This window comes from Bradyrhizobium sp. 62 (assembly GCF_023073035.1).
Taxonomy (GTDB): Bacteria; Pseudomonadota; Alphaproteobacteria; order Rhizobiales; family Xanthobacteraceae; genus Bradyrhizobium.
In genome coordinates this window covers 99,714-116,234 of sequence record NZ_JADPIT010000010.1, presented here as the reverse complement: position 1 = coordinate 116,234, position 16,521 = coordinate 99,714, and the positions used below count along the sequence as shown (strand labels likewise).

Below are 16,521 nucleotides of genomic sequence, written 5' to 3'. Positions count from 1 at the left end.
GCCATGAACGTATTGTCTTCCGTCGACACCAAGAAAGCCGAGGCTGCCGAGATCGTGGATGAACTCTGGTACAAGGACGCCATCATCTATCAGCTTCACGTCAAGGCGTTTGCTGACAGCAATCATGACGGCATCGGCGATTTCGCAGGGCTGACCGAGAAGCTGCCTTATCTCCAGGAGCTCGGCGTCACCGCGCTGTGGCTGCTGCCGTTCTATCCTTCGCCCGGCCGTGACGACGGCTACGACATCGCCGACTACGGCGCGGTCAATCCCGATTTCGGGACGATGAAGGATTTCAAGCGCTTCATCCAGGAAGCGCAGAAGCGCGGGCTGCGCGTCATCACCGAGCTCGTCGTCAACCACACCTCGGACCAGCACAATTGGTTCAAGCGCGCGCGCCGCAGCCCTCCGGGCTCGAGCGCCCGCAACTGGTATGTCTGGAGCGACACCGACCAGAAATACCAGGGCACCCGCATCATCTTCACCGACACCGAGAAGTCGAACTGGACCTGGGATCACGAGGCCGGCGCGTTCTATTGGCACCGCTTCTTCTCGCACCAGCCGGATCTCAATTTCGACAATCCGCGCGTCGTCAGCGCCCTGATCCAGGTGATGAAGCGCTGGCTCGATGCCGGCGTCGACGGCTTCCGTCTGGACGCCATTCCCTATCTCTGCGAGCGCGAAGGCACCTCGAACGAGAATCTCCCGGAGACGCATGCCATCATCAAGCGGCTCCGCCATGAACTGGATTCCTACTCCAAGGGCAAGCTGCTGCTGGCCGAGGCCAATCAATGGCCGGAGGACGTGCAGGAATATTTCGGCCGCGGCGACGAGTGCCACATGGCCTACCACTTCCCGCTGATGCCGCGCATCTACATGGCGATCGCCCAGGAGGATCGCTTCCCGATCACCGACATCCTGCGCCAGACCCCGGACATTCCGGCGAGCTGCCAATGGGCGCTGTTCCTGCGCAACCATGACGAGCTGACGCTGGAGATGGTGACCGACGTCGAGCGCGACTACCTGTGGACCACCTACGCCAACGATCCGCGCGCCCGCATCAATGTCGGCATCCGCCGGCGCCTCGCGCCGCTGATGGACAACGACCGGCGCAAGATCGAGCTGATGAACTCGCTGCTGCTGTCCTTCCCCGGCACGCCGATCATCTATTACGGCGACGAGATCGGGATGGGCGACAACATCTATCTCGGCGACCGCAACGGCGTGCGCACGCCGATGCAGTGGAGCCCGGACCGCAATGGCGGCTTCTCGCGCTGCGACCCGGCCCGCCTCTACGCGCCGCTGATCATGGATCCCGTCTACGGCTACGAATCGGTGAACGTGGAGGCACAGTCGCGCAGCCTGTCCTCGCTGCTCAGCGCGACCAAGCGCCTGATCTCGGTGCGTAAATCGACGCTCGCCTTCGGCCGCGGCACCATGACCTTCATCCGCCCGGCCAACCGCGCCGTGCTGGCCTATGTCCGGCAGTACCGCGACGAGGTGATCCTCTGCGTCGCCAATCTGTCGCGCGCGGCCCAGGCGACCGAGCTCGATCTGTCGCCCTGGAAGGACCGCATCCCGCAGGAGATGCTCGGCCGCACGCGTTTTCCGGCGATCGGCGAACTGCCCTACATGGTCACGTTGGGGCCCTATGGCTTCTACTGGTTCCAGCTCACCGAGCGCGACAAGTCCGAGCCGGTGACGCCGCGCGCAGTTCCGGAATTCGAGACGCTGGTGGTGCCGGTGAACTCGACCTGGGTGTCGCTGGCGCGCGAGCGCGGCGTGTTCGAGCACGAGGTGCTGCCGGGATTCCTGTCACGCACGCGCTGGTATCCGGAGCACAATCCCAAGCAGATCAAGCCGACGCTGACCTCGGCGGTGCCGTTCTGCGACATCGGCGACAACAGGCCCTGGATCGCGTTCTTCGAGGTGGCGCAGGGCGACGTCACCACGCGCTACGTGCTGCCGATGCAGATTGAATGGGTGCGCTTCGACCGCGAACGCTTCAATCCGAGGGCACTCGCCGCCGTCCGTCAGGGCGCCCGCGAAGGGACGCTGCTGGATGTGGCAACGGAGCAGATCTTCATCGGGCTGTTCCTGCGCAACCTGTCGCAGAACCTGGTGGTGGAAGAAAACAATCTGCGGCTGGAGTTCAAGGCGACCAGCCGGTTTGCCGAGTACACCATCAAGGAGCCCGAACGCATCCGCGCGATCGAGCAGTCGAACAGCACTGCGCTGGTCGACAACCAGTATGTCGCCAAGATCTATCGCCAGCTCGAAGCCGGCATCAATCCCGAGATCGAGATCGGCTCCTACCTCACCGAAATCGCCCGCTTTGCCAACACGCCGGCACTGCTCGGCAGCGTCGAGCTGGTCGAAGACGACCGTCGCAGCGCAGTCGGCGTGCTGCACGCCTATGTCGAGAACCAGGGCGACGGCTGGGGCGTCACCGCGGGCTATCTCGACCGCTATATCGACGAGCAGCGGGTGCTGCCACCGGGCGAGATGCCCCGCGAGACCCAGGAGCAAGCGCCCTATCTGCACTTCATTACGCAGATCGGCCGACGGCTCGCCGAGCTGCATGTGGCTCTGGCCGCTGCAAAGCCAGGCGATCTCGCGCCGGAGGCGATTGGCTCCGCACACGTCAAGCGCTGGTCGTCGGAGCTCAAGACACGGGCCGAGCGGGTTTTCGAGCGGCTGGCCGCCAGCAGCGACGGCCTGCGGGAGGCAGATCGGCCGCTGATCAATCAGCTCGCCGCGCAGCGCGCGTCCCTGTCCGGCCGGCTCGACGCGCTTTTACCTTCCGAGATCGGCGGGTTGAACATCCGTCATCATGGCGACTTCCGCCTCGGGCAAACTCTGATCGTGAAGGACGATATTTTCATCATCGACTTCGACGGAGATCCGCGTTTGCCGCTGGCCGACAAGCGGCGCAAGCTGCCTGCGACGCGCGACGTTGCCGGCCTGATCCGCTCGATTGATCTTTCGGTTAACGCGGCGCTCCACCGCGCGCTCACCGGTGCTTCCGACGAACAGGGCCGGCTTACGGCTGCGCTGGACGAATGGCGCGAGCGCACCACCGCGACGTTCCTCACTGCCTACCGCGAAGCCATGACCGATCGACGGCTGTGGCCGGAAGATCCGCAATCCGCGGCAGGCCTGTTAAGGTTTTTCCTGCTTGATCAAGCGTTTGAGGAAGTAGAGTACGAGCTGTCCCACCGGCCTGAGGGGCTCCATGCGCCGCTGTCCGGACTGCTTCGCATTCTGTCCAGTATCGAGAGCGAAGCCCATGCCTAAACTCCCTGCCGAAGCCTATGCAATCATCGAGGGTCGCCACTCCGATCCGTTCCACTATCTCGGGCTGCATCCCGAGGGCGATAAGAGCGTGGTGCGCGCGTTTCTTCCTGATGCCTCCAACGTCGAGGCGGTGGGCGAGCACGGCGAGGTGGCGAAGCTAGATCGCGTTCATGATTCCGGCCTGTTCATCGGGGCTCTGCCGAACGGCGCGAAGCACTACCAGCTTCGCGCGAAGTTCGGCGACAACGTCATCGAATTCGAGGACACCTATCGCTTTCCACCGATCCTGACCGATTTCGACCTCTATCTGCTCGGCGAAGGCACCCACCAGCGCCTTTACGACAAGCTCGGCGCGCATCCGATGCGGCTCGAAGGCATCGATGGCATCGGCTTCGTGGTGCTGGCGCCCAACGCCCGGCGCGTCTCCGTGGTCGGCGACTTCAACTTCTGGGACGGGCGGCGCCATCCGATGCGGGTGCGCGGCGCTGGCTATTGGGAATTGTTCATCCCGCACGCCAAGGCCGGCGACCACTACAAGTTCGAAATTATCGGACCGCATGGCCATCTGCTCCCGCTGAAGTCCGATCCGATGGCCTTTGCAAGCGAGGTGCGGCCGAAGACCGCCTCCATCGTGTTCGACGAGGCGCATCTGCCCCGGCCGCGACCGGCGCCCGACGGCATCAACGCATTGTCCGCGCCGATGTCGATCTACGAGGTCCATCTCGGCTCATGGCGGCGCAAGAACGGCAATGAATGGCTGACCTATCGCGAGCTGGCCGAGCAGCTGCCGGCCTACGCCCGCGACATGGGCTTCACCCATCTCGAATTCCTCCCCGTAAGCGAGCATCCTTTCGACGGCTCATGGGGCTATCAGCCGACTGGCCTGTATGCGCCGACCAGCCGCTTCGGCACGCCGGAGGATTTTGCCGCGCTGGTCGATGCCTGCCACCGCGAGGGCGTCGGCGTGCTGCTCGACTGGGTGCCCGGCCACTTCCCGGACGATCCGCACGGGCTCGGCAGCTTTGACGGCACAGCGCTGTACGAGCACGCCAACCCGCTCCAGGGCCGGCATCTCGATTGGGGCACGCTGATCTACAATTACGGCCGCACCGAAGTGACGAACTTCCTGGTGTCGAACGCGCTGTTCTGGCTCGAGCGCTACGCGATCGACGGACTGCGCGTCGATGCGGTCGCGTCCATGCTCTACCTCGACTACAGCCGTCCGCCCGGCGCGTGGATTCCGAACCAGCACGGCGGCCGGGAGAACATCGAGGCGATCGCGTTCCTGCGTCGCTTCAACACCGAACTGTTCGCGCGTTTCCCGCAGGCGACCACGGCCGCCGAGGAGTCCACCGCCTGGCCCCAGGTCTCGCGTCCGGTCGAATTCGGCGGGCTCGGCTTCGGCTACAAGTGGAACATGGGCTGGATGCACGACACGCTGAACTACATCAGCAAGGACCCGATCCACCGCAAGCATCATCACGGCGACATCCTGTTCGGCCTGCACTATGCCTTCTCGGAGAACTTCGTCCTGCCGCTGTCGCATGACGAGGTCGTGCACGGCAAGCGCTCGATCCTGGGGCGCATGCCCGGCGACGAGTGGCAGCGCTTCGCGAATTTGCGCGCTTATTACAGCTTCATGTTCGGCCATCCCGGCAAGAAGCTGCTGTTCATGGGCGCCGAGATCGCGCAAAGCCGCGAATGGAATCACGACCAGTCGCTCGATTGGCACTTGCTCGAGTACAAGCCCCATTCAGGCATCCAGGCGCTGATCCGCGATCTCAACCGGCTCTATCGCGCGGTGCCCGCGCTGCACCAGATGGACTGCGAGCAGGCCGGCTTCGAATGGCTGATCACCGACGATGCCAGCCGCAACGTGTTCGCCTGGCTGCGCAAGGGATTTGACGAGCACGCCCGGTGCATGGTGATCGTCAACTTCTCACCCAACGTCTATCGCAACTACCGGGTTCGCGCGCCGCTCGGCGGCAAGTGGAAGGAAGTGTTCAACTCGGACTCCGCCCATTACGGCGGCAGCAATGTCGGCAACATCGGCGAAGTCCACGCCGTCAATGGCGAGCTCCGCCTCACCATTCCGCCGCTCGCCGCGATCTTCCTCGTTCCGGAAAGCTGAACGATGCGCCTGACTGCTGGATCGCCTGCACGCCTCGGCGCAAGCTGGGACGGACGCGGCACCAATTTCGCGCTGTTCTCCGCCAACGCGCAGAAGGTCGAGCTGTGCCTCTTCGACATGCAGGGCCGCCGCGAGCTCGAGCGCGTCGAGCTGCCGGAGCGCACCGAGGATGTCTGGCACGGCTATCTCAATGACGTCTCGCCCGGCCAGCTCTACGGCTACCGCGTGCATGGCCCCTACGAGCCCGAGCACGGCCACCGCTTCAACGCCAACAAGCTGCTGCTCGACCCCTATGCCAAGCGGCTTTCCGGGCGGCTGGTCTGGAGTGATGCGCATTTCGCCTATCGCACCGGAAGCCCGCGCGAGGACCTGTCGTTCGACCGGCGCGACAACGCGCGCGGCATGCCCAAGGCCGTTGTCGTCGACGAGACCTTCAACTGGGGCCGCCGCGAGATCCGGCCCAACATTCCCTGGGAAGATACCATCATCTACGAGGCCCACGTCAAAGGACTGACACAGAAGCGCGACGACGTGCCGCCGAATTTGCGCGGCACCTATGGCGGCCTGTCCTCGCCGGCCATGATCGAGCACCTGAAGAAGCTCGGCGTCACCACGGTGGAGCTTCTGCCGGTGCACAGTTTCGTCGATGACCGCATCCTGGTGGAGAAGAAGCTCGTCAATTACTGGGGCTATAACACCCTGTCCTTCTTCGCGCCCGAGCAGCGCTACGCCCAGGACAACGCCCTCGATTCCTTCCGCACCACGGTCGCACGCCTGCACGATGCCGGCATCGAGGTGATGCTCGACGTCGTCTACAACCACACCGCCGAAGGCAATCACCTCGGCCCGACGCTGTGCTACCGTGGCATCGACAACGCGTCTTATTACTGGCTGAACCGCGAGAACCCGCGCTATTACGACGACTTCACCGGCTGCGGCTCGTCGGTGAACCTCACCCATCCGCGCGTGCTGCAGATGGTGACGGATTCCCTGCGCTACTGGGTCGAGGTCTGCCACGTCGACGGCTTCCGTTTCGACCTCGCCACCACGCTGGCGCGCGGGCCGAACGGCTATGATCGCGGCAGCTCGTTCCTGACCGCGATCCGCCAGGACCCGGTGCTGGCGAGCGTCAAGCTCGTCGCCGAACCCTGGGACCTCGGCCTCGGCGGCTATCAGGTCGGCGCATTTCCCTCGCAATGGTCGGAGTGGAACGACCGTTACCGCAGCGCCATGCGCCGCTACTGGAGCGGCGAAGGCAGCCTGATCGGCGACATTTCCAGCCGCATGACGGCGTCCTCCGACCTGTTCAACCACGACGGACGGCGGCCGCGCGCCAGCGTCAACCACATCACCGTGCATGACGGTTTCACCCTCGCAGATCTCTTCAGCTACAACGAGAAGCACAACGAGGCCAATGGCGAGGACAATCGCGACGGCTCCAACGACAACCACAGCAACAATTGCGGTGTCGAGGGCCCAACCGACGATCCCCAAATCGTCAGCTTGCGCCGGCAGCTTCGCAAGAACGTGCTGGCCTGCCTCATGCTGGCGCAGGGCATTCCGCTGATCCTCGCCGGCGACGAGGTCGGGAATTCGCAATCAGGCAACAACAACGCCTATTGCCAGGACAACGAGGTTGGCTGGGTCGGCTGGGACAATCTCGGCAAGGACGGCGACGACATGGTCGATTTCGTCGCCGAACTCGCCGATATCCGCCGTCGGTTCTCGCAGCTTCGCAGCCATCGCTGGCTCGACGGCCGCCCCAAGGACGGCATCTCCTACGGCGCGCTGTGGCTGACGCCGGCCGGCGACGAAATGACGGAAAGCGACTGGAAATTCCCGGAAGGGCGGTTCCTCTCCTATGTGATGGGGCCGATGGAACCCGGCAGCGCCGCGATCTTTATCGTACTCAACGCAGCCCCCGAAGAGATCGCATTCAAATTGCCAAAAATGACCGAATACAAGAGTTGGCAGCAAATCCTGAACACGACCGCCGCCAAGCTGAACACGGTCGACTTCCTGCCCGGAAGCGACAGCAAGGCGCCGCCGCGCTCCGTGCTCGCTTTCGCGGGGGCGCTATGAGGCCATCCTTCGGGGCGAGGCCGACGAAGGACGGCGTGTCGTTCCGGCTGTGGGCGCCTGCGGCGCGCCGTGTCGATCTGCTGCTCGACAGACGACACGCGATGCAGCGCCGGCAGGATGGCTGGTATGTCGCCGAGATTGCCAATCTGCCCGTTGGCAGCAACTACAAATTCCGGATCGACGACGAGATCGACGTGCCCGATCCGGCGTCTGCATTCCAGCCCGACGACGTGTTCGGCCCGAGCGAGGTGATCGATCATGACGCCTTCGCCTGGCGCGCATCCGATTGGCGCGGCCGTCCCTGGGAGGAGACGGTGCTGATCGAGACGCATGTCGGCACCTTCACCGCGGAAGGCACCTATCGCGCCATGATCGACAAGCTCGATCATCTCGTCGCGACCGGCATCACCGCGGTCGAGCTGATGCCGCTGGCCGACTTCGCCGGTCGCCGCGGCTGGGGTTATGATGGCGTGCTGTGGTACGCGCCCGACAGCGCCTATGGTCATCCCGATGATTTGAAGAGGCTGATCGACGAAGCCCATCTGCGCGGGCTGATGATGTTCCTCGACGTCGTCTATAATCATTTCGGGCCCGAGGGAAATTACCTCGGCCGCTACGCGCCGACCTTCTTCACCGACGCGCATACGCCGTGGGGCAGTGCGATCGATTATCGCGTGCCGCAGGTTCGCGCTTTTGCCGTCGAGAACGCGCTGTCGTGGCTCAGCGACTATCGCTTCGACGGCCTCAGGCTTGATGCCGCCAACCACATCATGGCGATCCCCGGCGAGCAATCGATGCTGCAGGACCTCAGCGTCGCCGCGGGCGAGCTTGCCAAGGCGACGGGGCGGCATATCCATCTCGTGCTGGAGAACGGCGACAACCGCGCGAGCCTGCTCGACGCGGCGCAGGAGCCACCGAACGGCAAATATCGCGCCCAGTGGAACGACGACTACCACCACGTCTGGCACGTGATGCTGACGGGAGAGCTCGCCGGCTATTACGCGGACTATCAAACGCCGCGGCTCGATCTCGCACGCGCGCTCGCCTCCGGCTTCGTCTATCAGGGCGAGATCTCGGAATTCTGGGGCAAGCAGCCGCGCGGCGAGAAAAGCGACGAGCTGCCGCCGGCAACCTTCGTCAACTTCCTGCAAAACCACGACCAGATCGGCAACCGGCCGCTCGGTGACCGGCTCGAAAGCCTGGCATCGCCCAAGCAGATCGAAGCAGCACTCGCGGTGACCCTGCTCGCGCCGATGGTGCCGATGCTGTTTCAGGGCGAGGAGTGGGGCTCCATCGTGCCCTTCCCGTTCTTCTGCGACTTCGAGGGCGGGCTGGCTGATGCCGTCCGCAAGGGGCGCAAGCAGGAGTATGCCTGGGCCTATGAGACGTATGGCGACGAGGTGCCCGACCCGCTCGATCCGGCAACGCTGCAATCGGCCGTGCTCGACTGGACCGGCCACACGCCGGAGCAGGATGCACGTCTCGCGCTGGTGCGGGAGCTGCTCGCACTCCGTCACAAAGAGATCGCGCCACGACTGAAAGGTGCGCGCTTCGGTGATGCCGCCGTAGCCGATAGCGGCCTGCTCACCGCACATTGGCACATGGGAGATGGCGCGACGTTGCGCCTCGTAGCCAATCTCGCCGACAAGGACGCCGCATATTCCGGCGGTGTGGGCACCCTGATCTGGGGCGGCGCGACCGGCGACCGGCTTGCGCCCTGGTCGGTGGTCTGGCGCCTCGGAGCTTGACATGCCTTCAGCCGTTCCTCTCGCAACCTACCGGCTTCAGCTCACCGCGGATTTCGACTTCGACAAGGCCGCCGCGGTTGTGCCCTATCTGAAGGCGCTGGGAATCACGCATCTCTACACCTCGCCGGTGATGAAGGCCCGCAAGGGCTCGACGCACGGCTATGACACCGTCGACCACAGCCAGTTCAATCCGGAGCTCGGCGGCGAGGCCGGCTTCGCCCGGCTGAGCGAGGCGCTGACGCGACACGACCTCGGGCTCATCATTGATTTCGTACCGAACCATGTCGGCGTCCACTTTGCCGACAATCCTTGGTGGCTGGACGTGCTGGAATGGGGCCAGGCCTCGCCGCACGCCGTCTCCTTCGATATCGACTGGGATCAACTGGCTTTCCGCGCCCGTGGCGGCGTGCTGCTGCCGATCCTCGGAGCGTCCTATGGCGAAGCGCTCGAGAGCGGCGATATCGAGCTGCGCTACGATGCCAATGAAGGTAGTTTCTCCGCCTGGTATTTCGAGCATCGATTGCCGATCGCGCCGGAGCGTTATGGCGAGATGCTGCGGATGATCGTGAAGGAAGCCGACGCCGCCGAGACCGAGGCCGGCAAGCGCATGCTGTCGCTCGCGGCGCGCTACACGGGACTGCGCCGTCCCAACCGCAAGGAAGCGCCCGGCTTCAAGGCGGAGCTCAGGGAGATCGCAGGCAGCGCCGACATCATCGCGCGCGGCCTCGGCGCCTATCGCGCCGCCAAGGACCGCCCCGCGCAGACGCTGGCGCTGCATCATTTGCTGGAGCGCCAGCACTACAAGCTCGGGCACTGGCGGCTTGCCTCCAGCGACATCAACTATCGCCGCTTCTTCGACGTCAACGGGCTCGCCGGCATGCGCGTCGAGGATCCCGGCACGTTCGCCGCCACGCACCGGCTGGTGAAGCAACTCATTGCCGAAGGCAAACTGCAAGGCATCCGGCTTGATCATATCGACGGGCTGCGCGATCCCGCGCAATATTGCCAGCGGCTGCGCCGGCTGGTGCGTGACGCGCAGGGCACCACAAAACCGTTCTATACGGTGATCGAGAAGATCCTGTGCGAGCACGAGCGCCTGCCGCATTTCGCCGGCGTCCAGGGCACCACCGGCTATGAGTGGATGAATGCCATCACCCACGTTCTGGTCGACGCCAAGGGGCTGCAGGCCCTCGACGAGACCTGGCGGCAGATCAGCAACCGGCCGCCACGGCTGGCGCCTTACGTCAAGGACGCCAAAAGGCGCGTGCTGGAGACGCTGCTGACCAGCGAATTCACCGTTCTGACGCGCCTGCTTGCGCGCATCGCCAATGGGCACTATTCGACCCGCGACTTTTCCGCCGACAGCCTGCGGCAGGCGCTCGAGCTCTATGTGCTGCATTTCCCGGTGTACCGCACCTATTTGACGACAGGCGCGCCGACGGCGAACGATCGCAAGCTGATCGACGACACCATCGAGCAAGCGCGCCGGGAATGGTTCGCCGCAGACGAAGGCATTTTCGACTTCCTGCGCGATGCTCTCACCATGGATCTGCTCAAGCCCGGCCGTCCTCCGCACAGTGCCCCGAGGGTGCGCCGCTTTGCGCTGAAGGTGCAGCAATTCACCGGCCCGATGATGGCGAAGTCGCTGGAGGACACTGCCTTCTATCAATTCCACCGGCTGCTCGCCCTCAACGAAGTCGGCGGCGATCCCGCGAGCAAGGGCCTCACCATTCCCGCTTTCCACGACACGATGCAGGCCCGCGCCAGGGAATGGCCGCAAGGGATGACGGCGACCGCCACGCACGACACCAAACGTGGCGAGGACGCCCGGGCGCGGGTCGCCGCCTTAAGTGAAATTCCCGGCGAATGGACCAGCGCGGTCGCGCGCTGGAAAGTCCTGAACGCACCGCACCTCGCGCTCGACGGCAATCTGCGCGCTCCGTCGGCCACGTTCGAATACATGCTCTACCAGACCCTGCTCGGCGCCTGGCCGCTTGTGGAGACGGCCGATGCCGGTTTCGTCGCGCGTATCCAGGCCTATGCGCTCAAGGCCGCGCGCGAGGGCAAGGAGGAGACGAGTTGGCTCAACCCGCACGAGGCCTATGAGAACGGCGTCAAGAGGTTCATCGCGAAGATACTCGATCCCGCGCTGTCAGGCGAATTCCTCGAGGCGCTGCAAACCTTGGCTCGCCGCGTCGCGCTGCTCGGCGCGCTCAACGCGCTGAGCCAGCTCACGCTCAAGGCGACGCTGCCGGGCGTGCCCGACTTCTACCAAGGCACCGAATTCTGGGACCTGTCGCTGGTCGATCCCGACAACCGGCGTCCGGTGGATTTCTCCGCGCGACACGCGTCGCTGGGCACGCTGGACAATCCGGATTGGAATCATCTGATCAAGAGCTGGCCGGACGGCCAGCTCAAGCTAGCCTGGACGCGGCACCTGCTCAAGCTGCGCAACGAGCTGCCCGACGTCTTCGCGCGAGGTGACTACCAGCCGCTTCAGGTGCGGGGCGCACATGCCGACCATGTCGTGGCCTTTGCCCGCCGCCACGGCCGCGCCGCGGCAATCGTCGCGGTCGGGCGCCACTTCGCACCGTTCACGCAAGCAGGACGCGAATGGCCGGCGCTCGATGGGGCCGACGCCACCATCGACGTCACGGGCTACAACGTGCCGGGTTTGGCCGGCAACGATCTGCCGCTGGCGCAGGCGCTTCGCGGTTTTCCCGCTACGGTCATCCCGGCGCGGCCCGCGGGTGCGGCGAAGCCGGTGCGGCAGCGCGCCCGCGCTTGAGCGCTAGCTTTTCGCGTCTTTGCCCAACAGCAGCTGGCCACGCTTGCGGATCGTGGCCTGCGCCATCTCGGCAAAGCGCTGCAATAGCCAGGGCAGCACGACCTGCACCTTGACATGATCGTCGGCGACGTCGACCTGCCCCGTTGCGATCTGCCCGAGCGCGCGGATGCGAAAATTCATGCTGTCGCCGTTCCAGCGCTCCTCCTCGACCTGCATCACGGGAATGCTCGCCGCAGCACGGCCAAGCCCAGTCTTGAGCCGGCGCACCGCCTCCTCGCGGCCGAGGCGGTGGGGAATGGAGACGACAAGCGGTGCTGACATGGCTCTGCCCGGTTAGTGATTGAACCTCACATAGTCATGCCCGCCGGTACCACAAAGGTTCCATGCAAGTTGCGCGTGCACCCGGTGTTTCATTGGCGGAACTTTAGAACCTGCGGCAAGTTGCCCTCGCACCACGGGACAGGTTGCAAACGACCCTTCAACGAAGGGCTGGAGGAGATTTCCGCATGTCTATCGGTACGATCATTCTGATCATTTTGGTCATCGCGCTGCTCGGCGGCTTCAGCGGCATCGGCGGCGGCCCGTTCTACGGCACCGGCTATTACGGCGGCGGCGGCCTCGGGCTAGTCATCGTGATCTTGCTGATCCTGTTGCTGCTGGGACGGATCTAGCGACCGAGCGAATATCTAGTAGGGTGGGCAAAGGCGCAACGCGCCGTGCCCACCTTTTTGCTCGGCCGAGAGAGGATGGTGGGCACGCTTCGCTTTGCCGACCCTACTTCGTTTTCCCGGCGAGCTTCTTGATCGCGGCCTTGATCGACGCGGCGGCATCGTCATAACCGTCCCACGCCTTCGACCGCGGCAGCAGCCCCGGCACGCTGCGCAGCGTGTAGCGCTTCGGATCGAGATCGGTCTTCACCTGCGCCCAGGTGAGCGGCATCGACACGGTGGCGCCGGCGCGCGCACGCGGCGACAGAGGGGCCACCGCCGTCGACATGCGGTCGTTGCGCAAATAGTCCAGGAAGATCTTTCCCTCTCGCAACTTCTTCGACATGTTGAGTAGGTAGCGCTCGGGAGCGTCGTCCGCCATCCACTGGCAGACGCCTTGTGCGAAGGCCTTCGCCTCCTTCCAGCTCACCTGGTCGCGCGCGCCATGACGCAAGGGCACCACGACGTGCAGGCCCTTGCCGCCGGTGGTCTTGCAGAAGCTTTCCATGCCGATGTCGGTCAGCCGCTGCCGCATCTCCTTGGCGGCCTCAACGACCTCGGCGAAGACGACGTCGGGCGCGGGATCGAGATCGAACACCAGCCGGCCCGGGATATCGTAGGCGTAGGGCGCGCAATTCCAGGGATGCAACTCGACCCCACCAATCTGCGCTACGGCCGCGAGCCCCTCGACCCGATCGATCTGCAGGTAAGGCTTGCGGTCGCCGGAGACCCGCGCGAGCTCCAGAAGGTTTGACGTGCCCTGCATAGCGTGGCGCTGGAAGAAGCATTCGCCCTTGATGCCGTCAGGGGCGCGGATCAGCGAGCACGGCCGGCCCTTGAGGTGCACGATCATCCATTCGCCGACGGCTTCGAGATAGCGCGCGAGATCCAGCTTGGTGACGGGATCGCCATTGCCGTCGTCCGGCCAGAGCTCCTTGTCCGGCTTGGAAATGACGACTCCCATCACTTCGGCACTGCCGCCGGCCTGGGCCGTTCGTGCGCCAGTCTTCGCTTGCGCGCGCGGCTTGGCGCGCCGCTTCGTCGAGGGCTCGGCAAGCTCGGTATCCACCGGTGTCTCGGCCTCGACCTCCACCGCCGGCTTGTCCTGCCGCAGCCCCTTGAAGGCGGCCTGGCGGATATTGCCGTCGGCGGTGAAGCCGGCGAACTCGATCTCCGCCACGAGCTCCGGCTTCAGCCAGTGCACCTCGCGCGCTTTCTTCGGTGCGTTCTTGCCGCCGAACGGGCTTTGCTTCGCCTCCATGGCCTTCAGGGACGGCATGATGCGCTTGACCTTGTCGGCGCCGAAGCCGGTGCCGACCATGCCGACGAAGGCGAGATGATCGCCACGGTGCACGCCCGCCATCAGCGAGCGGAATTTGCCGTTGGTTGTCTTGTAGCCGCCGATCACGACCTCATGGCCGGCGCGGCATTTGGCCTTGGTCCAGCTTTCCGTCCGCCCCGAACGATAAGGCGCGTCAAGCTTCTTCGACACCACCCCCTCGAGCTCGAGCTTGCAGGCCGATTGCAGCACGGCGTCGCCGCCGCTTTCGAAATGCTCGACATAGCGAATCTGGCTCGATTTCTTCTTACGTGCCTCCAGGAGCTCCTTGAGGCGGCCCTTGCGCTCCCCGAGCGGTAGCCGCCGCAAATCGAGGCCTTCGACGAACAGGAGGTCGAAGGCGAAGAAGATGAGCTCGTCGGTCTTGCCGTCCGACAGAGCGGCCTGGAGTGACGAAAAATTGGGTGCTCCGTTGTGATCGAGCGCGACGATCTCGCCGTCGACCATCATATCCGGCAACGCGCCCGCTTCCTTCGCGATGCTTGCGAATTTTTCGGTCCAGTCGAGGCCTTTGCGCGTCTTCAACGTCGCCTTGCCGCCCTCGACCCGCAGCTGCACGCGGTAGCCGTCGAACTTGATCTCGTGGCACCAGCCGTCGCCACCCGGCGGGCGCTCGACCGAGGTGCAGAGCTGCGGCGCGACGAAGTCCGGCATGTCCGCCGCGTTCTTCGCGGTCGTCGCTTTCTTTGCCGTCTTGCCGGTTTTCAACGCCGCGCGGGGCGCCGGCTTGACCGTGCTCTCTTTCGCTTCATCGGCCCGATTGGACTGCCAGACCGCGTCGGCCTTGGCCTTCGCGCCCTTGGCCAGCATGAACGGCTTTGGCGCGCGTCCCTTGCCTCCGGCGATCTGATCCATCGCGCGGCCGGACGCAACCGACTTATCCTCTTCGAGAATGTCGTTGTCGGCGCCCTCGCGGACATGTTCGTCGCGGTGCTTGATCAAGAGCCAATTGGTCCGTTTGCCGCCGGTGCGGTCGTTGCGCATGCGCACCAGGACCCAGCTGCCGTGCAGCTTCTCGCCATGCAGCGTGAACTTGAGGTCGCCCTTCTTGAAACCGCGTTCGGGATCTTCGGAGTCCCAAGTACCGCGGTCCCACAGCATGACCGTGCCGCCGCCGTATTGGCCCTCCGGAATCGTGCCCTCGAAGTCGCCATAGTCGAGCGGATGGTCCTCGACCTCGACGGCCAGCCGCTTGTCCCGCGGATCGAGCGAGGGCCCTTTCGTCACCGCCCAGGACTTGAAGACGCCGTCGAATTCGAGCCGCAGATCGTAGTGCAGCCGCGTGGCGTCATGCTTCTGGATCACGAAGCGCCGCTGCTTCGATAGCGCCACCGCCGTCTTGCCCGACGGCTCCGGCGTCTTCTCGAAATCACGTTTCTGTCGATATTTGGAGAGCTTTTGCAGCACGACTGGTCCCGGATTCTCTTCCGCATGAAAGCCTATCACGGCCCGCATCCCACCCGGAACCAAAACCCCGCGGGACGGTTGGGGTTCCAAACTCGAAGACGCTGGAGAACGGAATGGCACCGCGCGCCTATTGGAAGGGAACGTTGAGGCTCTCGCTGGTCAGTTGCCCCGTTGTGCTTTATCCAGCGACCACCGCGGCCGAGAAGACGCGGTTTCACATGATCAACCGCGAGACCGGCAATCGATTGAAGCAGCAGATGATCGACGCCGAGACCGGCGACGTCGTCGAAAGCGACCAGAAGGGGCGCGGCTACGAGCTGCGCAAGGGCAAATATGTCGAGATCGAGCCGGAGGAGCTCGAAGCGGTCCAGATCGAGAGCAACCACACCATCGACATCGAGAGCTTTGTACCGAGCGACGAGATCGACCAGCGCTACCTCAACCATCCCTACTACATCGCACCCGATGGCAAAGCCGCGGTCGATGCCTTTGCCGTGATCCGCGACGCCATGAAGGACCAGGATCGCGTCGCGCTCGCCAAGATCGTGCTCACCAATCGCGAGCACATCATCGCGATCGAGCCGCTTGGCAAGGGCCTGCTCGGCACCACGCTGCGCTTCCCCTACGAACTGCGCGACGAGGACCAGTTCTTCGACGACATCAAGAGCCCGAAGATCACCAAGGACATGGTTGAGCTCGCCGGCCATATCCTCCAGACCAAGGCTTCCCATTTCGATCCCAGCAAGTTCAAGGACGACTACGAGAACGCGCTGAAAGCCCTGGTGAAGCGCAAGGCCAGCGGCAAAAAGATCGAGCTGCCGGAGCCCGAGGAGCGGCCGAGCAATGTGGTCAGCCTGATGGACGCGCTGAAGCAGAGCTTGAAGGGACGCGGCGGCGGAAAAAAGACGGCGAAGTCCCACGCGCGCCGAACATCGGGGCGACAGCGGGCCGCGAAGAAGACGCACCGGTCCACGGCGCGGCAGAGGAAGGCGGGGTGATTTGCCCCGCTATTGATGCTGTCG

General features: G+C 64.5%; 9 protein-coding genes. 7 read left to right on the top strand and 2 right to left on the bottom strand.

Features of this window, described 5'->3' with window-relative positions; all coding sequences use genetic code 11:
* Positions 1 to 3: 3 nt before the first annotated feature.
* Genes treS through treY form a run of 5 tightly spaced genes read left to right on the top strand, consistent with a single transcriptional unit; the run spans position 4 to position 12,046 of the window.
* A complete protein-coding gene (gene treS / locus IVB47_RS04695; protein WP_247401445.1) occupies positions 4 to 3,297 on the top strand; it encodes a maltose alpha-D-glucosyltransferase in 3,294 nt (1,097 codons plus the stop codon).
* The gene (glgB, locus tag IVB47_RS04690) at positions 3,290 to 5,428 is read left to right on the top strand and encodes a 1,4-alpha-glucan branching protein GlgB (RefSeq protein WP_247431101.1); all 2,139 of its coding nucleotides are present in this window, start codon (positions 3,290 to 3,292) and stop codon (positions 5,426 to 5,428) included. The genes treS and glgB overlap by 8 nt, the downstream gene beginning before the upstream one ends.
* A gap of 3 nt (positions 5,429 to 5,431) precedes the next feature.
* The gene (glgX, locus tag IVB47_RS04685; protein ID WP_247460132.1) at positions 5,432 to 7,510 is read left to right on the top strand and encodes a glycogen debranching protein GlgX; all 2,079 of its coding nucleotides are present in this window, start codon (positions 5,432 to 5,434) and stop codon (positions 7,508 to 7,510) included.
* On the top strand, positions 7,507 to 9,258 hold the full coding sequence (gene treZ, locus IVB47_RS04680; protein ID WP_247460130.1) for a malto-oligosyltrehalose trehalohydrolase: 1,752 nt from the start codon (positions 7,507 to 7,509) through the stop codon (positions 9,256 to 9,258). Before glgX ends, treZ begins: the two co-directional genes overlap by 4 nt.
* A gap of 1 nt (position 9,259) precedes the next feature.
* Positions 9,260 to 12,046: a malto-oligosyltrehalose synthase gene (gene treY, locus IVB47_RS04675; protein WP_247460128.1), complete on the top strand. Its 2,787-nt coding sequence runs from the start codon at positions 9,260 to 9,262 to the stop codon at positions 12,044 to 12,046.
* 3 nt (positions 12,047 to 12,049) lie between these two features.
* Here the strand turns inward: treY and IVB47_RS04670 are convergent, their stop codons facing one another.
* Positions 12,050 to 12,367: a polyhydroxyalkanoic acid system family protein gene (locus IVB47_RS04670; protein WP_027570555.1), complete on the bottom strand. Its 318-nt coding sequence runs from the start codon at positions 12,365 to 12,367 to the stop codon at positions 12,050 to 12,052.
* A 185-nt stretch (positions 12,368 to 12,552) separates the two neighbouring features.
* Here IVB47_RS04670 and IVB47_RS04665 point away from each other — a divergent pair, with 185 nt between their 5' ends.
* Complete coding sequence (locus IVB47_RS04665; protein ID WP_007595743.1) at positions 12,553 to 12,717, top strand: DUF3309 family protein; 165 nt, start codon at positions 12,553 to 12,555, stop codon at positions 12,715 to 12,717.
* Between the two features lie 103 nt (positions 12,718 to 12,820).
* Here IVB47_RS04665 and ligD read toward each other — a convergent pair whose 3' ends face one another.
* A complete protein-coding gene (gene ligD / locus IVB47_RS04660; RefSeq protein WP_247460545.1) occupies positions 12,821 to 15,499 on the bottom strand; it encodes a DNA ligase D in 2,679 nt (892 codons plus the stop codon).
* A 113-nt stretch (positions 15,500 to 15,612) separates the two neighbouring features.
* Between ligD and IVB47_RS04655 the strand changes: the two genes are divergently transcribed.
* Entirely contained in the window at positions 15,613 to 16,497 is an 885-nt protein-coding gene (locus IVB47_RS04655) for a Ku protein (RefSeq protein WP_247460127.1), read from the top strand.
* Positions 16,498 to 16,521 lie beyond the last annotated feature (24 nt).